This is a genomic window from Dyella sp. (assembly GCF_036746095.1).
Lineage (GTDB): Bacteria > Pseudomonadota > Gammaproteobacteria > Xanthomonadales > Rhodanobacteraceae > Dyella_B.
The window spans coordinates 1-21,004 of sequence record NZ_DAIOEU010000075.1 but is presented as its reverse complement, the minus strand read 5'-3'; the positions used below and the strand labels follow the sequence as shown (position 1 = coordinate 21,004).

17 protein-coding genes are annotated in these 21,004 nt (G+C 62.0%); 4 read left to right on the top strand and 13 right to left on the bottom strand.

Annotated elements, in window-relative coordinates; translation table 11 throughout:
* From phoU to rnt, 6 genes are all read right to left on the bottom strand, one after another.
* On the bottom strand, positions 1-633 hold a 633-nt coding region (phoU, locus tag V7M64_RS20110; RefSeq protein WP_333681677.1), incomplete at its 3' end, for a phosphate signaling complex protein PhoU.
* A 111-nt stretch (positions 634-744) separates the two neighbouring features.
* Positions 745-1,548, bottom strand: a complete 804-nt coding sequence (gene pstB / locus V7M64_RS20105) for a phosphate ABC transporter ATP-binding protein PstB (RefSeq protein ID WP_333681676.1) — start codon at positions 1,546-1,548, stop codon at positions 745-747.
* Positions 1,541-2,407 (bottom strand): phosphate ABC transporter permease PstA, encoded by an 867-nt coding sequence (gene pstA / locus V7M64_RS20100; protein WP_333681674.1) that lies wholly within the window; start codon positions 2,405-2,407, stop codon positions 1,541-1,543. The genes pstB and pstA overlap by 8 nt, the downstream gene beginning before the upstream one ends.
* Positions 2,407-3,378: a phosphate ABC transporter permease subunit PstC gene (pstC, locus tag V7M64_RS20095; RefSeq protein ID WP_333681672.1), complete on the bottom strand. Its 972-nt coding sequence runs from the start codon at positions 3,376-3,378 to the stop codon at positions 2,407-2,409. Before pstC ends, pstA begins: the two co-directional genes overlap by 1 nt.
* Before the next feature lie 111 nt (positions 3,379-3,489).
* Positions 3,490-4,524, bottom strand: coding sequence for a phosphate ABC transporter substrate-binding protein PstS (pstS, locus tag V7M64_RS20090; protein WP_333681670.1), 1,035 nt, complete (start codon positions 4,522-4,524; stop codon positions 3,490-3,492).
* Positions 4,525-4,809: 285 nt separating this feature from the next.
* Complete coding sequence (rnt, locus tag V7M64_RS20085; RefSeq protein WP_333681669.1) at positions 4,810-5,469, bottom strand: ribonuclease T; 660 nt, start codon at positions 5,467-5,469, stop codon at positions 4,810-4,812.
* 344 nt (positions 5,470-5,813) lie between these two features.
* On the opposite strand from rnt, the gene V7M64_RS20080 reads away from it, so the two are divergent.
* From V7M64_RS20080 to V7M64_RS20065, 4 genes are all read left to right on the top strand, one after another.
* Positions 5,814-7,499 (top strand): hypothetical protein, encoded by a 1,686-nt coding sequence (locus tag V7M64_RS20080; RefSeq protein ID WP_333681667.1) that lies wholly within the window; start codon positions 5,814-5,816, stop codon positions 7,497-7,499.
* A gap of 297 nt (positions 7,500-7,796) precedes the next feature.
* A complete protein-coding gene (locus V7M64_RS20075) occupies positions 7,797-8,171 on the top strand; it encodes a hypothetical protein (protein WP_333681666.1) in 375 nt (124 codons plus the stop codon).
* Positions 8,172-8,312: 141 nt separating this feature from the next.
* Positions 8,313-8,990, top strand: a complete 678-nt coding sequence (locus V7M64_RS20070; RefSeq protein WP_333681665.1) for a carbonic anhydrase — start codon at positions 8,313-8,315, stop codon at positions 8,988-8,990.
* Between the two features lie 10 nt (positions 8,991-9,000).
* Positions 9,001-10,512 (top strand): SulP family inorganic anion transporter, encoded by a 1,512-nt coding sequence (locus tag V7M64_RS20065; RefSeq protein ID WP_333681664.1) that lies wholly within the window; start codon positions 9,001-9,003, stop codon positions 10,510-10,512.
* A 131-nt stretch (positions 10,513-10,643) separates the two neighbouring features.
* On the opposite strand, the gene V7M64_RS20060 is transcribed toward V7M64_RS20065, so the two are convergent.
* The 7 genes from V7M64_RS20060 to metG all read right to left on the bottom strand — a co-directional run.
* Complete coding sequence (locus V7M64_RS20060; RefSeq protein WP_333681679.1) at positions 10,644-11,945, bottom strand: MFS transporter; 1,302 nt, start codon at positions 11,943-11,945, stop codon at positions 10,644-10,646.
* A gap of 38 nt (positions 11,946-11,983) precedes the next feature.
* Entirely contained in the window at positions 11,984-13,885 is a 1,902-nt protein-coding gene (locus V7M64_RS20055; RefSeq protein ID WP_333681663.1) for an alpha-amylase family glycosyl hydrolase, read from the bottom strand.
* Entirely contained in the window at positions 13,882-16,434 is a 2,553-nt protein-coding gene (locus tag V7M64_RS20050) for a TonB-dependent receptor (protein WP_333681661.1), read from the bottom strand. The genes V7M64_RS20055 and V7M64_RS20050 overlap by 4 nt, the downstream gene beginning before the upstream one ends.
* 377 nt (positions 16,435-16,811) lie before the next feature.
* The gene (locus V7M64_RS20045) at positions 16,812-17,873 is read right to left on the bottom strand and encodes a LacI family DNA-binding transcriptional regulator (RefSeq protein ID WP_333681659.1); all 1,062 of its coding nucleotides are present in this window, start codon (positions 17,871-17,873) and stop codon (positions 16,812-16,814) included.
* A gap of 101 nt (positions 17,874-17,974) precedes the next feature.
* Entirely contained in the window at positions 17,975-18,613 is a 639-nt protein-coding gene (gene nth, locus V7M64_RS20040; RefSeq protein ID WP_333681657.1) for an endonuclease III, read from the bottom strand.
* Complete coding sequence (locus V7M64_RS20035; RefSeq protein WP_333681656.1) at positions 18,610-19,212, bottom strand: RnfABCDGE type electron transport complex subunit B; 603 nt, start codon at positions 19,210-19,212, stop codon at positions 18,610-18,612. The genes nth and V7M64_RS20035 overlap by 4 nt, the downstream gene beginning before the upstream one ends.
* Positions 19,213-19,370: 158 nt before the next feature.
* Positions 19,371-21,004: methionine--tRNA ligase (gene metG, locus V7M64_RS20030; protein WP_333681655.1), on the bottom strand; the 1,634-nt coding region annotated here is incomplete at its 5' end.

Genomic DNA, 21,004 nt, shown 5'->3' with positions numbered 1-21,004 from the left:
GTTCTCGGCGATATTGGTGGCGTGGTCGCCGATGCGCTCGATGTTCTTGGCCATGAACAACAGATGCGTGCAGGGCGTGATCACGCGCGGATCTTCCATCATGTACGTCAGCAGTTCGCGGAAGTAGGCCGTGTAGGCTTCATCCAGTTCCACGTCGTCCTGCCATACCTTGTACGCCAGCTCGGCATCGCGGTCGCGGTAGGCGCGCAGCACTGAGCGGATTTCTTCGGCGGCGAGTTCCGCCAGGTGCGCCAGGCCACTGGTCGGCTTCAGCGGAGCGGCCATCGACAAGGGAATCGAGCGCTTGGCCACGTTGGCGGCGTAGTCGCCGATGCGTTCGATGTCCGCGGCGATGCGCAGCGCGGCGAACACGTGGCGCAGGTCACCGGCAATCGGCGCGCGCAGCGCCAGCAGGCGCACCACGTCGTGGCTGATTTCCTGTTCGAGCCGATCGATGGCGTCGTCATTGTTGACGACGTGCTGGGCGGCGCGTTCGTCGCGGCGATCCACCACGTCGATGGCCGCTTCCAACTGGCTCACCGACAGCTCGCCCATGCGAACCAGCTCGCCGGTCAGGCGCAGCAGTTCGTCGTCGTAGCTCTTGATGATGTGTTCCTTGCTGCTGCCGCTCATGGGATGGCCTCTTGCTGTTCGATAATGGGGAAGGGCTTGGTGGGTGGTTTCCCGCTGGATTCGCCCCTCACCCTACCCTCTCCCCGAAGGGGAGAGGGAAAAGATAGAAGATCAACCAAATCTGCCGGTGATGTAATCTTCGGTCTGCTTCTTGCCAGGCTTGGTGAAGATCTTTTCGGTGTTGTCGAACTCGATCAGATCGCCCATGTACATGAAGGCCGTGCGGTCGGACACACGTGCCGCCTGCTGCATGTTGTGGGTGACGATCACGATCGTGTATTCGTGCTTGAGCTCTTCCACCAGCTGTTCGATGCGGCCGGTGGCGATGGGGTCGAGCGCGGAAGTGGGCTCGTCGAGCAGCAGCACTTCCGGGCGCAGCGCAATGCCGCGCGCAATGCACAAGCGTTGCTGCTGGCCGCCGGACAAGCCCAGCGCGCTTTGCTTGAGCTTGTCCTTCACTTCGTCCCACAGCGCCGCGCTGCGCAGCGCCTGTTCCACGCGGGTTTCCATGTCCGCACGCGATAGCCGTTCGTGATGGCGGATGCCGTAGGCGACGTTCTCGAAGATGGTCATCGGGAACGGCACCGGCTTCTGGAATACCATGCCCACTTTCGTGCGCAGGCGGTTCATCGAATAGCTCGGGTCGAGGATGTTCTCGCCGTCGAGTTCGATCGAACCTTTCGCTTCCAGCTTCGGATAGATCGCGTAGATGCGATTGAAGATGCGCAGCAGGGTGGACTTGCCGCAACCGGAAGGACCGATGATGGCGGTGACCTGCTTCTCCGGAATGTCCATGTTGATGCCTTTCAGCGCATGGTATCCGTTGTAGTAGAAGTGCACGTCGCGCACTTTCAGCTTGGCGGGCGCATTGGCGCCGGTCAGGGGCGCCGCGGTGGCGGCGGCGAGGTCATTCATAACTCACCTTCTTGCGCGAAAACACGATGCGGGTCAGCAGGCTCAGCGCCAGCACGAACAGGGTGATCAGCAGCGCGCCGGCCCAGGCGATCGCATGCAGCGCCGGATTCGGGTCGTTGGTGTACTGATAGATCGTTACCGGCATGCTGGCCATCTTGTCCAGCGGATGCGCGGTCATGAAGTTGTTGCCGAAGGCGGTAAACAGCAGCGGCGCGGTTTCGCCGGCCAGGCGGGCAAGCGCCAGCAGCACGCCGGTGAGAATGCCGGAAAACGCTGCGCGCATCAGCACCTGCACGGTGAGCTTCCACTGCGGAACGCCAAGCGACAGTGCCGCTTCGCGCAAGGTGCCGGGCACCAGCTGCAGCATTTCATCGGTGGTGCGCACGATCACCGGCAAGCCGATCAACGCAAGCGCCACGCTGCCGGCAAAACCGGAAAAGCTGATGCGCCCGCCGGTGAGTTCGGTGGTGGGAATCACCACGATCACGTACACGAACAGGCCGAGCACGATCGACGGTGCCGACAACAGAATGTCGTTGAGGAAGCGGATGGTCGCACCCAGGCGCGTAGAGCTGGCGTATTCGGCCAGGTACGTACCGGCCAGCACGCCGATCGGTGCGCAGATCAACAGCGCCATCAAGTCCATGATCAGGCTGCCGACGATCGCGTTCGACAAACCGCCCTGGTCGGCATACGCCGTAATCTTGGTGAACAAGGTGAGCTTGATCGCGCCCAGGCCGTTCTGCGCGGTGATCCACAGGATCCAGACGAGGAAGAGCAGGCCGATCAGGGTGGCCAACCCGCTGAGCGTCAGTGCGACGATGTTGACGATGGAGCGGCGTACGTAGACGGCTGACATCAGCGACCCTCCTTGCGTTGCAGCTGGCGCAGCATCAAGCGTGCAATCAGCAGCACGATGAAGGTCACCACGAACAGCAGGAAGCCCAGCGCGATCAGCGCGGAGCGATGCAGGCCCACCGCTTCGTTGAATTCATTGGCGATGCTGGAAGAAATCGACGTGCCCGGCATCAGCAGCGATGCGGTGAGGTTGTACGAGTTGCCCAGCACGAAGGTGACGGCCATGGTTTCGCCGAGCGCACGCCCGAGCCCGAGGAAAATGCCCCCGATCACGGCCGAGCGCGTATACGGCAGCACGATGTCCCACACCACTTCCCACGTGGTGGATCCGAGCGCATACGAGGATTCTTTCAAGCGCGCCGGGACGGTCTGGAACACTTCGCGCATGACCGAGGAAATGAACGGCAGGATCATCACCGCCAACACGATGCCCGCCGTCAGCAATCCCAAGCCCAGCGGCGGCCCCTGGAACAGCGCGCCGATGACCGGGATGTTGCCGATCGTATCGCTGAGGGCGGGCTCGATGCTGGCCATGAACGGCACGAACACAAACAAACCCCACATGCCGTAGATGATGGAAGGAATGGCCGCCAGCAATTCAATGGCGGCGCCGACCGGAGCGCGCATCCAGCGTGGCGCGATCTCAGTAAGGAAGAGGGCAATGCCAAAACTCACCGGCACCGCCAGGAGCAAGGCAATCAGCGACGTGACCAGGGTACCGACGATGGGCGCAAGCGCACCGAACTGATTTTCGACCGGATTCCAGTCCGAACTGAATAAAAAGCGGAAGCCATCCTTGAACAATACGTCGCGTCCGCCCCACAGCGTGGAGATCGCCGCGCCAAGCAGCGCCGCCAGCACCAGCAAAGCGCAGAAGCGCAGGATGAAGCGAAAGAACAGATCGTGACGGGCATCGGTGCGCGAACGATGTTCGGTATCGCGGGGAATCGGTTCGGCACTTGTGGCTGACATGTGGCGTTGTTTTCTTGCGATGGTTTCAGTCAGCACGACGCGCGCAACGTAATGTTGCGCGCGTCGCAAGAGTTGCTCCCAGGCTGCGCATCCTTGCCACAGCGCTGAAGCTTACTGCTTGTATTCGCTGGCCCAGTAGGCTTCGATCTGTTGCACCAGCGAGGCAGGCAGCGGCACGTAATCCAGCGCGCGCGCGGCATCCTGGCCTTGTTCATAAGCGTACTTGAAGAAGTTGAAGGCTACCTTGGTATTGGCAGCGTTCTTCGGCGTCTTGTACATGATCACCCACGAGGTGGCGGTGATCGGCCATGCATCGGCGCCCGGCGCGTTGGTCATCAGCAGGTTGAAGTCCTTGGCGCTCTTCCAGTCGGCCGTGTTGGCGGCGGCCTGGAAGCTGGCAATGGTCGGTTCCACCACGGTGCCGGCGGCGTTCTTCATCTTGGCGTAGCCGAGCTTGTTCTGCACCGCGTAGGCGTATTCCACGTAACCGATCGAGTTCGGGATCTGCTTGATATAAGCGGACACGCCCTCGTTGCCCTTGCCGCCGATGCCGGTCGGCCACTGCACGGCGGTACCTTCGCCGACCTTCGCCTTCCAATCCGCGCTGACCTTCGACAGGTAGTCGGTGAAGTTGAACGAGGTGCCCGAACCATCCGAACGATGCACCACGAAAATCTTGGAGGACGGCAGGTGCACGCTGGGGTTGAGCCTGGTGATGGCCGGATCGTTCCAGGTGGTGATCTTGCCGAGATAGATGTCGGCCAGGGTCGAGCCGTCCAGCACCAGCGTACCCGGCGCCACGCCGGCCACGTTGAACGCAGGCACGATGCCGCCGATCACGTCAGGGAACTGGCCCAGGCCGAACTTCGCCAGGTCTTCCGCCTTCAACGGCATGTCCGAGGCGCCGAAATCCACCGTGCCGGCCTTGATCTGGGCGATGCCGCCGCCGGAACCGATCGACTGATAGTTGACGTGGTTGCCCGTCTTCTCGGCATAAGCGGCCGACCACTTGGAGATGACCGGATAGACGAAGCTGGAGCCCGCACCGGTAATGTCGGTAGCTTGCACCGTCGTGCCGAACACGGACGCGGCAACCACCAGGGCGAGCGTGCCGAGGCGGGACGGAAGTTTGAATGAGGTCAACACAGTGGCTCCTTGAGGGAAGTTGGCTAGGTAATGCCTACGACCCGCGTATTGCAGAGGTAAGGTGTTGCAATGAGATGAGACAAATGTGTCAGCTTGATGACAAGCGTGAGATCTTGATGGCCTCTGGCGCCCGGGGAGGGTACGTAACCCCGGTCGTCATTCCCGCGAAAGCGGAAATCCATTTGCTCTGATGCAACGTGAAGATGGATTGACCGGCATTCGCCGTTGTAAAGCGCCTCCGCTTTCGCGGGAATGACGGCCATAGGGGTACCCGCCCCGCGCGAGCTACGGCAACGCCGCGCCCACCCGCTCCAGTTCCAGCACTTCCAGCGAACGCACCCGGTTCACGATGCGGCAAAACAGCAGGGCGGTGCGCTCGGCGTCATACACCGCCGAATGCGCCTCGCTCGCATCGAAACTGTAGCCGGCGGCCACTACCGCCTTGCTCAATACGGTTTGCCCGTACAGCAGGCCGCTCAGGCTGGCGGTGTCGAAGCAGCTGAAAGGATGAAAAGGATTGCGCTTGTGGCCGGCGCGGCGCACGGCGGCATTGAGAAATCCCAGGTCGAACGCGGCGTTATGCCCTACCAGCACCGCGCGCTGGCAATCGTTGGCGCGTACGGCGGTACGCACGGCCAGGAAGATATGGTCCAGCGCGGCGCGTTCGAGCAAGGCGGCGCGCAGCGGATTGTCCGGATCGATGCCGGTGATCTCCAGCGCGCGCGGATCGATGTTGGCGCCGGGAAAGGGTTCCACGTGGGTGGACACCACCGGATGCGGATAGAGATTGCCTTCCTGATCCATGCCGATGGTGACGGCGGCGATTTCCAGCAAGGCATCCCGATCGGCATCGAAACCACCGGTTTCCACGTCCACGACCACCGGCAGGAAGCCGCGGAAACGGTCGGCCATGCGGACCGCCAAGCTGTTATTGAGTTGCTCCATCGGACAAGCATATCAGCCGAATGCTGATGCCGCGGTCGTCATACCCGGACTCGGCGACAGGCCCGCACCAGCAGCGTCAAGCAAGCGGGATTGTCACCCCAGCCCACGCACGACGCGGCGTGGTCGTCAGCCCCAAGCAGGGTTAGAGCACCTCAGACGGTGAGGTTTGCACGCACGGATCCGCGTACTCCGGCTCGGGAACCCGTACGGTTCGTCACCGTTCTGTCACATAACATCCATCTAACGGTAAAGCTGCCGCTCGATCATGCCGCCAGCCCGCAGGCCGCTCCAGGGGAAGGACTGTGATGCCGCGCGGTTTCATTTGATCTAGCGGAGATAAGAACATGCGTTCCAAGATGCTCACGGTAGCCATCGCTGCCGGTCTGGGCCTGACCAGCGTGACAGCGCCGGTGTCAGCCCAGACGTCGAACAAGAAGGTGACCGTCAGCGCTACCGAACTGGCGCAGATGAAGGCAGAGATCCAAGCACTGGAGCAGAAGGTTCAAGACCTGGAGTCGCAGCAGCAGGCGGCGCAGCAGGCACAGGTTGAAACGGCGCAGTCCGTGCAGGCGACGCAGGCCCAGGTGCAGGCGACGCAGAAGCAGGTGGCCGTGGCCGCGACCGAGCACAAGGGCGACATCCTCGGCGGTACCGGTGGCGTGAAGTGGACCTTCGGCGGCTTCCTGGCGGCTGAATCGGCCTATCGTTCGCGCGACACCGCCGACGACATCGCCACCAAATTCACCGCCATTCCGTTCCAGGGGGGCACCAGCACCGCGCCGATCAACACGGGCAGCGGCGCCACCACCACCTATCCGGTCACCAACGCCCGCAACAACCAGTTCGTCTACAGCGCGCGCCAGAGCCGCCTCTCGATCAAGGCCGAAGGCGACATCAACGATTCGACGCATGTAACGGGTTACTACGAGACGGACTTCCTCGGTGGCGCCCAGACGGCCAACATGAACGAGAGCAACTCGTTCAACATGCGCATCCGCCAGTTGTGGACCAGTGTCGACTGGACTGACTACGGCTTGCACGCCTTGGCGGGCCAGGCGTGGTCGCTAATGACCCTCGACAGCGTGGGCATCACCCCAGGCAAGGAAGTGTTGCCGCCGACCATCGACGCGCAGTACGGCGCGGGCTTCAACTGGGCACGCCAGACGCAGTTGCGCCTCGTGAAGGATTGGGACAAGAAGTGGTGGCTGGGTATTTCGGTTGAAAACCCGCAGACCGCTGGCGTCGGCGCCACCGCCGGTACGGGCACCAAGGGCTATGCGACGACGACCGCCACGGTCGGCGCCGGCTCGCTGTATGACACGTTGAACTCGGTGTCGCTCAACCAGATCCCGGACATCCTCGTGAAGTTCGCGGCCGATCCGGGTTGGGGCCACTACGAACTGTTCGGTATCTCGCGCGAGTTCACCACCCGCGTGACGCCGACCACGGCCAACGGCGGTCCGGCTGCCACCACCAACCAGACCGCGCACGGCGGCGGCTTCGGCTTCGGCATGGTATTGCCGCTGGTTCCGAAGGTGCTGGACCTGCAGGTGTCGGGCATGAGCGGCAAGGGCATTGGCCGTTACGGCACCTCCGGCCTCAACGACATTACCTATACCACCAGCGGCGCGCCGCATCCGCTGAAGGAAAACATGGCGCTCGGCACGCTGACCTGGCACGCCTCCGAAGATTTCGACCTGTACGTCGAAGGCGGCCGCGAGCAGCAGGACAGCTACCAGACCGTCGGCGTGAACGGCTTGCCGCTCGGCTACGGTGCCGCTGCCCTTGGCTACAACAACGCCAACTGCGACATCTATGGTGCAGCCACCGGTTGTACGGGTCAGAACCGCGCCGTTTCCGAACAGACGTTCGGCTTCCTGTGGAAGTTCTACCAGGGCAAGTTCGGCCGCGTGCAGTTCGGTACGCAGTTCTCGCATCTTTCGCGTCAGCTGTTCACCGACGCCAAGGGCCATGCGCCGACCGCTTCGGACAACATGTTCTTCACCAGCATCCGCTACTACCCGTTCTGATCGGTGGGAAACGGATAACGGATACACGGTTATCAGAAGGGAGTTCGACCCAAGGATGGAAAAACGGCGGGCTTTGCCCGCCGTTTTGCTTTTTGCATTCGCGTGACCTGTGTGTGCTTGGGATGTTCTGGCGCAGCCTGCTGGCTTGCTGGACGTCATCCCGTCGTGTGAATGCAACTTGTGGCGATGGGGTACGCGGAATAGATCAGGGCATTGCTGATTGAATCATTCGTGCAGATGAATTTGTATTTAGCTGACGACTTGCGATGCATGTACGCGATCCGATATTTTTGCGGCATGTCATGCGCTCATCGCTATCGTTCGCTGTTGCTGGCGCTCCGCACCTTTGTACTGGTGTTGCTCGCAGGCGCCAGCATGGCGTTTGGCATGGATCTTCATCACGCGCCTTTCGCGCCAAGCACGGTTGCTTCGGCACAGGGCACCATGAGCGACCATGCCGTGGTGCATGTCGCGCCCGATCATTCCACCGATGATGCATCCCCTAACGGCAGTCCGTTTGGCGACGATGGCGACCTGGACGATCAGCTGGTCGTGCCTGGGCTTGCCCACGTTGCACCGCGCTCCTTGAACTGCGGCGTTCTTATCGGCAATACACCCTCCCTGCAGTCCGCGCCTTCCGCTGAACTGTTGCGGCCTCCGCGCGCCGCGTGATCCTGCTCGCGGCCTGTCTGCCGCTGTCATTCCCTGAGCTTTTCCTTGGCTTCGCCAACGCTTCGTCGTGCCCGTAGGCGTGCGCTTTGCTGCGCGCGCTGGCGTTCGATGCGGCTATCCACTATTTCATGGAGCATTCCCATGCAACGTCTGATCGAAGGTTTCCAGTATTTCCGTCAAGCAATCTTTCCTGCGCAGCGCGCGCTGTTCAAGCAATTGGCTTCGGGCCAAAGCCCCAGCACCATGTTTATCACCTGCGCCGATTCGCGCGTGATGCCTGAAATGATATTCAACACGCAGCCGGGCGAGCTGTTCGTCTATCGCAACATCGGCAACATCGTGCCGCCCTATGCGCAGCACGTGAGCGGGGTGGTGGCGGCGATCGAATACGCCGTGCGCGTGCTCAAGGTGAAGCACATCGTCATCTGCGGCCATTCCGACTGCGGCGCGATGAAGGCACTGCAGAAGCCTGAGCTGGTCAAGGAGATGCCGTCCGTCGCGGCCTGGATGAAACACGGTGATATAGCCAAGTACGTCGTCGCGCAAAACAACCAGGGTCTGTCCGAACATGAAACGCTGGCCTGCCTGACGCGCGAGAACGTCGTCGGCCAGCTGGAGCATCTGCGTACATTGCCGGTGGTTGCCGCGGGCATGGCGCGCGGTGACCTCAGCATTCACGGCTGGGTCTACGACATTGAGCATGCGGAGATCGAGATCTTCGACGCCGAGCGCGGTTGCTTCATGAAGCTCGACCCTGGCGCTGGCAAAGTGCCCGATGCCACGCCGCACGTGCGCTTCGCTGCCACGGCAGCAGCCTGAGGAGCGAATCATGCGATCCTATTTTTCCCAAGGACTGTTCGGCCGCGATCTGCTCGGTTCGATCGTCGTGTTCCTGGTGGCGCTGCCGTTGTGCATGGGCATCGCCATCGCTTCCGGCATGCCGCCTGCGGCGGGCCTGATTACCGGCATCATCGGCGGCATCGTGGTCGGCGCCATCGCGGGTTCGCCCTTGCAGGTCAGTGGCCCTGCGGCGGGTCTGGCGGTACTGGTGTTCGAGCTGGTGCGCGAGTACGGCGTGGCTGCGCTGGGGCCGGTCGTCTTGCTGGCTGGCGTCATCCAGATCATTGCCGGTATCGGCAAGGTGGGCGTGTGGTTCCGCATGATTTCTCCGGCGGTGGTGGCGGGTATGCTGTCGGGCATCGGCATCCTGATCGTTGCGTCGCAATTGCATGTGCTGATCGATGCCTTGCCCAAGGCGCGCGGATTGGAGAATTTCGCGGCCTTGCCGGGTGCCTTGATCAGTGCTTTCCAAGGCGAAAGCGGCAGCGTGGCGGCCTTGATGGTGGGCCTGTCCACCATCGCCATCATGCTCGGCTGGGAGAAGCTCCGTCCGCAGGCTTTGCGCTTCGTGCCGGGCGCCTTGCTTGCCGTGGTGATCGTCACCGCCACGGTGACCGTGCTCGGCACGCCAGTGAACAAGGTGGACATTCCGGCGAATCTGTTTGCGTCGGTGACATGGCCTACGCCGGAAAGCCTATCCGCCTTGGCGCAGCCGCCGCTGTTGGTTGCCGCGCTCACCTTCGCCTTGATCGCCAGCGCGGAAACCTTGCTGTCGGCGGCGGCGGTGGACCGCATGCATACCGGTGCGCGCACCCACTACAACCGCGAGCTGACTGCGCAAGGCGTGGGCAACATGCTGTGCGGCCTGCTGGGCGCGTTGCCGATGACCGGCGTGATCGTGCGCAGCGCCGCCAATGTGCAGGCCGGTTCGGCCACGCGCATGGCGACGATCCTGCACGGCGGCTGGTTGCTGGTGTTCGCCATGCTGCTGCCGTGGCTGATCCGCATGACGCCGGTGGCGTGCCTGGCGGGCATCCTGGTGTTCACCGGCATCAAGATGGTCAACATCAAGCAGATGAAAACCCTGGCCGAATATGGACGCGGCAATTTCGTGGTGTACGCAGGCACCACGCTCGCCATCGTGGTCACTGACCTGCTGACCGGCGTGCTGGTGGGCGTTGGCTTGTCGGTGCTGAAGCTTGCGCTGCAGTCTTCGCGACTGGAAGTGGAGCTTGCCGATCACGAAGAACCGGGCATGCTCAAGCTGGAACTCGACGGCTCGGCCACCTTCTTCAAAGTACCGGCGCTGACGCGCACGCTGGAACAGGTGCCGCCCAATACCCGCCTGTTGCTGGAAGTGGATCGCCTTCACCACGTCGACCAGGCTTGCCTGGAGGTGCTGACCGAATGGAACAGCAATGCCAAGGCGCGCGGCTGCGAGCTGGTGGTGGATTGGAAGCTGCTGCATAGCCGGGTGGAAGGATTGCGACAGGCGGCGTGACCAGCTTTTGTCGCGAGGCAGATGCATACCGGAAGCTGCCCCCTCTCCTGCGTGTAGTAGGGGAGGGATTCGTAGGCTGGGATGAAATCCCTGCATCAGGAGTCAAAAGCAGCTGGTATCGTCATCCCGGTCTACGGGGGTGTTCGCACTTTCACCCGGAGCGTAAGCACCGCTGCCATCATCAACATGCCGCCCGCAAGCCGTATCACGTTCTCCGGGTTGCTCACCAGAATGTTTTCATACATCAACGGCACGGTAAGAATCTGCAGCAGCATCGGCAGCACGATGAACACGTTGAACAGGCCCATGTACACGCCGGCACGTTCCGGCGGAATGCTGCTCGCGAGCATCGCGTAAGGGTTGCCCATCATGCTCGCCCAGGCGAGGCCGATGCCGATCATCGGCACGAACAACATCGCGCGTGCATGGATGCCCGGCAGCAACAACATGCCGGCGCCACCGCACAACAGGCACACGACGTGAATCGGCTTGGCGCCGATGCGCCGCGCCAACGGCATCATCGCAAACGCAGCCAGCATGGCGATGAAGTTGTAGAAGCCGCCCATCTTTCCGCTGATCAACAAGGCTTGCGCAAAGACAGGCGTGGTTGAGTCGGCGCTGCCATAGAGCGAGCGCGCAAGGGAGAGCGTGATGTATTCCCAGTAGCAGAACATCGCGTACCACTGGAACAGCATCATCACGGCAAGCTGCCGCATGGTCGACGGCATGTCGCCAATGGCACTAGCGACTTCACCCAGCGTGGCACCCAGGCTGCGTGGCGCATGCCGCATGCGCTCTTTTTCCTGCGCCGACAACGGCAATTCCGGCGTGGTCCATGCCGACCATGCCACGCTGGCGATCGAGCACACCGCACCGATGATGAAGGCGATCAACACCACATCCGGAATGCCATGGCTGTTGACGGCACCGGCTTGCATCCCCAGGCCCACCAGGATGGAAGGCGTGAGATAGGCCAGCGTCTGCGACAAACCAGTGAATGCGCTTTGCGCCAGATAACCTACGGCGTGTTGCGAAGTATCCAGGCGATCGCCGACAAACGCACGGTATGGCTCCATGGTGATGTTGTTGGCCGCATCCAGAATCCAGAGCAATCCTGCTGCGATCCACAACGCCGGGCTCAGCGGCATCGCGAACAAACACACGCTGCAGATCAGCGCGCCAACCAAGAAATAGGGCGTGCGGCGGCCGAGGCGGCTCACCGTGCGATCGCTCATCGCACCGATCAGCGGCTGCACGATCAAACCGGTGATCGGGCCGGCCAGCCACAAATACGGCAGGCTGGCGTCATGCGCGCCCAGGTATTTGTAGATGGGGCTCATGTTGCTTTGCTGCAGGCCAAAGCTGAACTGGATGCCGAAGAAACCGACGTTCATGTTGAGGATTTGCCAGAACGTCAGGCTTGGCTTGCGCATGGCCGGTGCTTCGCCATCGATCGCAGCGTGCATGCCTGTCACGGTTTCTTGTGCCATACCATCGCCCATGCCGGCAGGATCTCCGCGCCGGTGGATGCATCGTCGGCGGTTTGCAGCTGCGTTGTCCAGCCGTCGCCGGCATGCAGCACATTCCAGTCGACCGCCTGCGGCTTGCCGCTGAAGTTGAACACGGCCATGAAGCGTTTGCCACGCCGAATGGCCAGCAACGCCTCGTTATGGCAGTCCACGGTTTCGACGGTTGCGCATGGATCAAACGAATCATCGTTGCGGGCCGCGATCAATGCCTTGATGGTCGCATACGCTTTGCCGGCGATCGTGTTCGCATCGAACCGTTGTTCCAGTCGCACCAGGTCCAGGCGGGGGCGCTGCACCCAGCGGCCGTCGAGCGCGATCAAGGCGGCATCGTCTTGCGCGTCATTGCTTGGTTGTGCCAGCTCGTCGCCCATATACAGCAATGGCACTGTGCCCACGGCAAAGGCCAGTCCGTACATCAAGGCAAAGCGACGCAGGGCATCCGGGGTTTCGGCCGAATCCAGGCCAACGAGTGCGGCAGCCATGCCGTTGGTGCCATGCACCGCGTTGCCATCGGCGGACTGGAAGGCAACGCCATGCCCGAAACTATGGGACCGGCGTCCTTCCAGAAAGGCGGCGGCGTTGCCGATGCGTTGCGTGAAATCATCGCCGGCGGCCTCGACATCGGAACGCAGCACGCCCCACACGATGTCGTCGTGGCAACGCACATAAGTCATCCAGCCGGTGTGCACGGGCAGGGCAGGCGTGCTATCCAGCAATTGCCGCAGCAATGTCGTGCGTCCTTCGCTCAACGCTGTCCAGCTCGCCGCCATCAGGCCGCTGTGATAAGCCAGGTGGCATTCGCTGCCTAGCGTTTCGCCTACGCCCAGGTACGGCAGCAGGTCGGTCGAGGCCACGATGGCTTCTGCCTTGAGCAACACGCCCGGCGCAACCATGTCGACGATGGCGCGCAGCGCCGAGAGGAGGTGATGTACTTCCGGCAAGTTCGTGCAGGACGTGCCCAGCCGCTTCCACAGGAACGGCGCCGAATCCAGTCGGAAGATTTCCACGCCGCGGTTGGCCAGCTTCAGCAGGGCGAAGGCAATGGAGGCGAAGACCGGCGGATAGGCGTAATTCAGATCCCACTGGTAGGGATAGAACGTGGTCCATACCCAGCTGCGCAATGCATCGTTGTAAGTGAAATTGCCGGGCGCCGTCTGCGGGAAAATCTGCGCGACCGTCTGTTCGTAGCGGTTGGGTACGCGACGATCAGGAAAGAGATGGAAATACGAACGATAGTGCTGATCGCCTTGCATGGCGGCCACGGCCCATGGGTGCTCATCGGCCACGTGGTTGAGCACGAGGTCCGCGCACAGGCTGATGCGCGCCTTGCGCAGGCGTGCCGCCAGCTGTTCCAGATCGCTCATGCTGCCAAGCGCAGGCTCTACTTCATCGAAGCTGGCCACGGCAAATCCACCGTCGCTGTCGCCGCTGCGTGCAAGCAGGAACGGCAACAAGTGCAGATAGCCGACACCCAGGTCTTCCAGATAGTCCACACGCTCGGCCACACCGTTGAGATCGCTGCCGAAGCGATCCACGTAGGCGCAATAGCCGACGCGCTTTTCGTGGATGAACCAGTCGGGATCGCGTTCGCGTTCGCCATCCAGTTCGCGCAGCGCCGACGGCCGGGCACGCGCCAGCGTGCCCAGCGTGGTGCATAGCGAAAGCAGCCATCGGTCGAACATCGGCTGCCTACCGTATAGCTTGTGCAGCCAGTGCAGCAGCCGGGGGCCATGGCGATCAAAGCGCTCCGCCGCCTGCGTGCCGGCTTCGGCAAGAAAACATACGCGTGCGCGCGCCAGCAAGGCGGTATCCATGGAAGGTGTCGCTACGTCCGGTTTGCTCACAAGTGATACTGCCAATTGAGGTAGATGGTACGGCCGAGAATCGAGCGAGCGGTGTTGATGCCGTTGGACGTCACCGTTTCCGGACTGGAATCGATTTCGGTCAGGCCAATCGCGTTGAACAGATTGTTGACGCTGAGCGATGCGGTCATCCGATCGTTGATGTCGTAGCTGATATACGTATTCACCTGCGTGTAGCCCGGCATCACCAGGCCGTTCGGATCGGAAGCGTAGGACTTAGTAGTGCCGATCACGGTGGCGCCGAAGTTGAACGCACGCCAGCTATAGCTCGGGCTGAACTGATACACCCAGTTTGCCTGGCGCTGCGGCACGTTGCCGACGTCGGCGGGTGTGATGGCATCGGACACGATGCGCGAATGCGTATAGGTCATGCCGCCGGCAAGCGAGAAATGGCCGTAGTTGACCGAGCCTTCGAATTCGACGCCGCGTGCATGGTAGTGGCGGCTGATGAATGGCTCGATCGTGGAGGTCACATCCTCGTTCTGTTCCTGCGTGTTGGCCATGAAGCCGGTGACGAACAGGCTGGTGTGCGCGGTGTTCCACTTCACGCCACCTTCGTATTGCTTGACCACGTTGACGCCGATGCCTTGCGGCACGCTGCCATCGGCAAGAATGCCGCCGCCGAACAGCAGCCGATCCGAATTGAAGCGCGCGCCACTGCTGGCGCGGAGGAACAGGGCAAGGTTCGCATCGATGGTGTAGTTGGCGCCGAACGAATATTCCAGGTGTGACTTGCTGTAGTCGATCGGCGAGGTGGCGCCGCCGTATACCGGCACGCTCTGCTCAGGTACGGAAATCGCGCCGTTGCTGTCCACATCAACCGTGGCGAGCTGATTGGCGGCTACGTAATAGCCGCTGCCGGTGATGCGGTCGAAGCGCAGGCCGCCGTCGAAACGCCAGGGGCCGGTTTCCCAGGTCATGGAGACGAACGGTGCGTCCATCATGTACTTGGCGTCGTAGTAGCGGTTGCAGGAGCCGCAGAAGCCGGGCGTGCCATAGGCCACCAAACCGTTCTCGGTCATCAGCTTGCCGCTGGCACTGTATACGTTCAGCAGCGCCGAATCCTGGCTTTGCACGGTTTGCAGGTACATGTTCCAGTGCCAGTCCTGCACCACGTTCTGCTGCGAGTGGTAATAGCCGAACTGCAGCGTGCCCTTGCCGGCATCCGTATCGAATTTGCGCGACAGGCTGAGGTTGTTGGTGAAGTTGTCCATGTTGGGCAACGACACATTGAACAGCGCCGTCTCGGAGGCGAGGCCGTTGCCGCCCAGTATCGCGGGATGGGTGATGCGTTTCCCGGCATTCGGGCCGGTGGCGTAGGCGAGATAGGAGCCAGCGCCACCGATGCTATCGGCAAGGCTCTGCGCGCTTTCCACATTGGTCGGGTACGGACCGGTGAAGGCACCGTAGTTCTCGGCCAGGCGGAACTGTTCGTGCAGCGTCCAGTCGCCGCCGAGGGAGAATTTGCCTTCGCCGCCAATGGCGTTCACGCGCGTGTGGTAGCCATCGCGAATATTGGTGTGAATCGTGTGGCCTTGTGCATTCAACGCGGCATCGCTGCTGAAGTAGGGCGATTGCAGCACGCCGCTTTGCAGGTTGAAGCCGGGGATGGAGCTGACGTGCGGGTCGCTGTTGCTGCCGGTGATCATCACTGGCACGGGCAGGTAGACCGGATCGTAGGTATCCGTGAATTGCAGGTTCAGGCGTAGAAAGCCGCCATCGATATCGTGCGTGATGTTGCCCATCAGCTGGCCGCCGGACGATGACGTGTAATCCGTATTCTTCTGACCATTGCCATGCTGCACGAAACCGCCGAAGTGATAACGCGTGGATGCCGAGAGCGGTCCGCCGTAATCGAAATCGAGACGCTGGTCGTCGTACTTGCCCAAGCCGACGGTAAGGCCGATATCGCCACCCTGCGTGATGCCGTCCTTGGTGATGAAATTGATGATGGCGCCGGGCGCGTTGCTGGCGAAGATCGACGAGGAGCCGCCGCGCACCGCTTCCACGTGATCGATGTTGTAGTCGGTGCGCAGGAACGTATCGGGTGTCGCAAACGCGGTGTCGCCGAATTCCAGCACTGGCATGCCGTCGACCTGGAACTGCACGAACTTGCTGCCGCCGGAAGCCACCGGCAGGCCGCGCACGGATACATTCGCATTGCCGGCGCCGCCGGACGATTCAGAACGGATGCCGGGAATCGTGCGCAGCAGGTCGGCGGCATTCTGCACGCCACTGCTCTGGATCTGTCCGCCGTCGACCGTGCTGACCGAAATGCTGGAGTTCATTTCCGTGGACGGCAGCGGCGAGCCGGTCACGACAACTTGCTGCAGGTTCACCGAGTTCTGCTTTTTGTCCTTGGCCTGGCTGGATGCGTCGCTGTTGCTGGTTTGCGTGTTCGGCGCGGCGGAGGCGGCCGTTTGCGGTGAGCTCGTATCGGTGGCGCCGGCCATGGCCTGGAACGACGCCGTGCACAGCAGTGCGATCGCGACCGTCAGCGTGTTCCTGCGAAAGGTGGACAACGGATGCATGGTTTTCTCCCCGAATTTTTTGCGCAGGGCGGCTCGCGCGGCCTTGGAATGAATGCATGGCCACGTTCGGCATCCCCGACCGATTGGCGCGGAACGCTCCCGCGCCGCGCTGCCGATGTAGGCAGTGGGGCCATTCTTATGTTTTTGCAATCGATTGCAATTTGCGGTGCAGCATAAATTTCTCGCAATTTGTGCCGGCGGTGATTTTCGATGGCATCGATTGCAATGGCGTCCCGGCCTATGTATGGCCGTCATTCCCGCGAAAGCGGAGGCGCTTTACAAGGGCGAATGCCGGTCAATCCATTTTTAAGGATGCATCAGAGCAAAACGGATTCTCGCTTTCGCGGGAATGACGGCGAAGGGGAGACGAGCGTGCATCAAACGCGCTGGCTGCTCTCGCGAACGATCAACTGCGTCGGCAGTTCATGCACGGACGTCTTCGAGGCGTGCCCAAGCAGATCGAGCAAGGCATCGACCATCGCTTCCGCGCCCAATTGGAACGGTTGACGCACGGTGGTGAGCGGGGGATGGAAATGCGCGGCGAAATCCACGTCGTCGTAGCCGACTACCAATACCTTCTTGGGTACATCCATTCCGCGCTCACGCAACGCACCGATAGCGGCCATGGCGAGCAGATCGCTGGCCGCGAACAGGCCATCCGGCACGATGCCGCTGTCGATCCATTCCAGCGTGGCGCGTCGTGCGTCGGGGGCGAGAAAGGGAACGTCCTTGCGCAAGGCGGGATCGTGCTTGATGCCGTGTTTGCGTAGCGCCGTCGTAAAACCGCGATAGCGTTGCGCGACTTCAGGCAGGCCGCGGTCGCCGAGAAAGGCGATGGAGCGGCAGCCCTGCGTCAGCAGGTGCTCGCCGACCAGGCGTCCACCGGCCACGTTTTGTCCACCCACGCAGCTGTAGCGCTGATCCGGAAGCTGCGCACCCCACACCACCAGTGGCAGCTTGCGGTCTGCCATCGCGTTGAGCTGATCGTGGTGATGCCATTGGCCGACCAGGATGATGCCGGCGGTACGGCCGCCATCGACCAAGCTGCCGAGAGTATTGAGCTGCTCGGCATCCATGCGCACCAGCAGCATTTCGTAATCGCGCTCCGTCAGCACATCCGCCAGTGCGCCGATCATGCCGTGCAGGAATGGATCAGAGAAATTCTGCCGGCGGTTTTTCTCGTACGGCACCACCACCGCGACCGTGCGATTGGTGCCGGAGCGCAGGTTCATCGCCAGCTGGTTGACGGTGTAGTTGAACTGGCTGGCGATCTGTTCGATGCGCTGCCGCGTTTCGTCGTTCACCAGCGTGCTGCCCTTGAGGGCGCGCGACACGGTGGAGGTGGAGACGCCGGCGAGGCGGGCGATGTCGGCCATTTGCAGGCGGCCGTGTTCGGTGGCGTCTGCTTTGGAGCGGTTGCGGGTGGGTTTGGCGGGCAAGTGATGGCCTTTGTCGCGCGCTTTGTTGTCCTGTACCAGCGTACAACACGCAGTGATCCAGGATGCGATGTGCGATGGGAGCCCCTCCCCCGGAGGGGGCCTCAAGCCGAGGGTGTCTTGTCCTTGTACTTGCACAGATCGCGGATGACGCATTGCGGGCAATCCGGCTTGCGCGCCTTGCACACATAGCGCCCATGCAGGATCAGCCAGTGATGTGCATCCTGCTTGAATTCCTTCGGCACCACTTTTTCCAGCTTGTCTTCCACCGCGCGCACGTCCTTGCCCGGCGCCAGGCCAGTGCGATTGGAAACGCGGAAGATGTGCGTGTCGACGGCAATGGTGTGATGGCCGAACGCGGTATTGAGCACCACGTTGGCCGTCTTGCGCCCGACGCCCGGCAGCGCCTCAAGCGCTTCGCGGTTGTCCGGCACCTCGCCATCGTATTGCTCCACCAGGATGCCGCAGAGCGCGATGACGTTCTTGGCCTTGGCGTTATACAGGCCGATGGTATTGATGTAGCGCTTGAGTTTCTCTTCGCCCAGGTCAAGGATGGCTTGCGGCGTGTTGGCGACGGGAAAGAGTTTGCGCGTGGCCTTGTTGACGCCCACATCGGTGGCTTGCGCGGAGAGCACCACCGCCACCAGCAGTTCGAATGGCGTGGTGTAGGCCAGTTCGGTAGTGGGATGCGGATTGAGTTCGCGCAAGCGTGAGAACAGTTCGACCACGTCCTCTTTTTTCACGGCTTGGATTCCTGGCTTTTGGCTTTGGTGCGGGCGAGGGCGTCGAGCACGCTTTGGCTGGCGGTGTGCACTTGCGCCTTGCGCACGGCCAGCTCCGCATCGCGCTGCGCACGCTGTGCTTGCAGGCGCGCTTCGCGGCGTTGGAAATGCATGCGCGCTGCATCGGCGTGCGCGCGATCTTCTGCCTGCGCCAGCGGCATCGGATCCAGCACGATGCAGTCGACCGGGCAGGCGGGCACGCAACGTTCGCAGCCGGTGCAATCGTCCGCGATCACGGTATGCATCAGTTTGTTTGCGCCGACGATGGCATCGATCGGACAGGCCTGGATGCACTTGGTGCAGCCGATGCAATCGGCCTCGATGATGCGCGCCAGCGTGCGTGGTTTCTCGATGCCGTTTTCCGCATTCAACGGCAAGGGCGCGCAACCGAGCAAGGCGGCGAGCCTGGCGATGCCATCGCTGCCGCCGGGCGGGCATTGGTTGATCCGCGCTTCGCCATGGGCGATCGCGTCCGCGTAGGGACGGCAGCCGTGGTAGCCGCATTGTTCGCATTGCGTTTGCGGTAGCAGGGCGTCGATGCGGTCGGCTAGGGTGGTCATGGTTCAGGCGATGCGTGTGCTTGCCTTGCCGTCATTCCGGCGTAGGCCGGAATCCAGTTTAAATATGCGTCCGAAGGACACGACACGTTTTTATGTTGAGTGCTTCGCACAACGTATTTGACTGGATTCCGGCCTGCGCCGGAATGACGGTGGGGAGATTACCGCACCGTCGCCCCTGGCTTCGCCCCCTGGTCCGCATCCAGCAGGAACAGATCGCCACCGCCTTCGCCCGCCGAAAGAATCATCCCTTCTGACATGCCAAAGCGCATCTTGCGCGGCGCCAGGTTGGCGATGAACACCACGTTGCGGCCCACCAGCTTTTCAGGTTCGCCATAGGCCGCGCGGATGCCGGAAAAAATCTGGCGCTTGCCGAGCGGGCCGGCGTCCAGTTCAAAGCGCAGCAACTTGTCCGAGCCTTCCACGAACTCGCAGGCCAGCACCTTCCCGACGCGCAGGTCGAGCTTGGCGAAATCGTCGATGCCGATGAGGTTGGATTCGGTTGCAATGGCAGTAGCTTCGGTCATGGGCTTGCTTTCTTTGTTGGCGGGCTTCTTGGTTTCAGGCTCCGGTGTGGAGCCCAGTGATTCTTTCGAGGCATCGACCATCGCTTCGATCAGCTTGGGGTCGATACGCGACAGCAGCGGCTCGAAGGCATGGATGGTGTGGTTGTGTAGCGTGGCGCAAGCGGAATCGAAGTCGGCGATGGGCGCGGCAAGGAATTTTTCCGCAGCCTCCACTGTTACCGGCAACACAGGCTTGAGCAAACCGCCGAGCAGACGGAACGCGGCCAGTGCAAACGAGCACACCTGGTGCAGTTCATCGCGTTGCGCTTCGTCCTTTGCCATCACCCACGGCGCCTTGGCGGCGATGTGGCCGTTGACCAGGTCGGCGATCAACACGATGCGGCGCATGGCTTCGGCGAATTCGCCGCTCTCATACAAAGCCGGCACGCCTTCGTAATGGGAGATCAGCACGCTCCACAGTTCGTTCTGTTCGGGCGAAAAAGCAGCAGCCAGGCACCCGTTGAAGAACTTGTGCACGAAGCCGGCGGTGCGGCTGGCGATGTTCACCCACTTGCCGATCAGGTGCGAGTTGACGCGCTCCTCGAAGGCCTTCAGATCAAGGTCCACGTCCACCGGCGCATCGTTGAGCATGGTGGCGAAGTAATAGCGCAGGAACTCCGGATTCAAGCCGGAGTTCAGATACGTGCGCGCCTGGATGAAGGTGCCGCGCGATTTGGACATCTTCGCGCCGTTCACCGTGAGGTAGCCGTTGACGTGCAGCGCCGTCGGCGTACGCAGCTGCGCGCCGTGCAGCATCGCCGGCCAGAACAGGCCGTGGAAGTTGATGATGTCCTTGCCGATGAAATGATGCATTTCCGCGCCGCTGTTCGGCGCCAGGAAATCATCGAAGCTCAGGCCGGCGCGGTCGCACAGGTTCTTGAAGCTCGCCAGGTAGCCGACCGGCGCATCCAGCCATACATAGAAGAACTTGCCCGGCGCATCGGGAATGGGAAAGCCGAAGTAAGGCGCGTCGCGCGAGATATCCCAATCCTTCAGGCCGCCATCCAGCCATTCCTTGAGCTTGGCCACCACGCCCGGATTGGCGACGGGCTTGCCATCGGTAAGCTTGCCGCCGAACCAGTCGCGCAGCAGGCCTTCGAACTTGCTCAGTTCGAAGAAGTAATGCTCCGAATCGCGCAGCACTGGCGTGGCGCCGGAGACCACCGAATACGGATTGATCAGGTCGGTGGGCGCATAGGTGGCGCCGCAGTTCTCGCAGTTGTCGCCGT

Bases quoted from the DNA above. Each gene is read 5' to 3' on its own strand.
- pstB (WP_333681676.1), bottom strand. From the start codon at position 1,548: ATGAATGACCTCGCCGCCGCCACCGCGGCGCCCCTGACCGGCGCCAAT.
- pstA (WP_333681674.1), bottom strand. From the start codon at position 2,407: ATGTCAGCCGTCTACGTACGCCGCTCCATCGTCAACATCGTCGCACTG.
- pstC (WP_333681672.1), bottom strand. From the start codon at position 3,378: ATGTCAGCCACAAGTGCCGAACCGATTCCCCGCGATACCGAACATCGT.
- rnt (WP_333681669.1), bottom strand. From the start codon at position 5,469: ATGGAGCAACTCAATAACAGCTTGGCGGTCCGCATGGCCGACCGTTTC.
- V7M64_RS20080 (WP_333681667.1), top strand. From the start codon at position 5,814: ATGCGTTCCAAGATGCTCACGGTAGCCATCGCTGCCGGTCTGGGCCTG.
- V7M64_RS20075 (WP_333681666.1), top strand. From the start codon at position 7,797: ATGTCATGCGCTCATCGCTATCGTTCGCTGTTGCTGGCGCTCCGCACC.
- V7M64_RS20070 (WP_333681665.1), top strand. From the start codon at position 8,313: ATGCAACGTCTGATCGAAGGTTTCCAGTATTTCCGTCAAGCAATCTTT.
- V7M64_RS20065 (WP_333681664.1), top strand. From the start codon at position 9,001: ATGCGATCCTATTTTTCCCAAGGACTGTTCGGCCGCGATCTGCTCGGT.
- V7M64_RS20060 (WP_333681679.1), bottom strand. From the start codon at position 11,945: ATGCGCAAGCCAAGCCTGACGTTCTGGCAAATCCTCAACATGAACGTC.
- V7M64_RS20050 (WP_333681661.1), bottom strand. From the start codon at position 16,434: ATGCATCCGTTGTCCACCTTTCGCAGGAACACGCTGACGGTCGCGATC.
- V7M64_RS20035 (WP_333681656.1), bottom strand. From the start codon at position 19,212: ATGACCACCCTAGCCGACCGCATCGACGCCCTGCTACCGCAAACGCAA.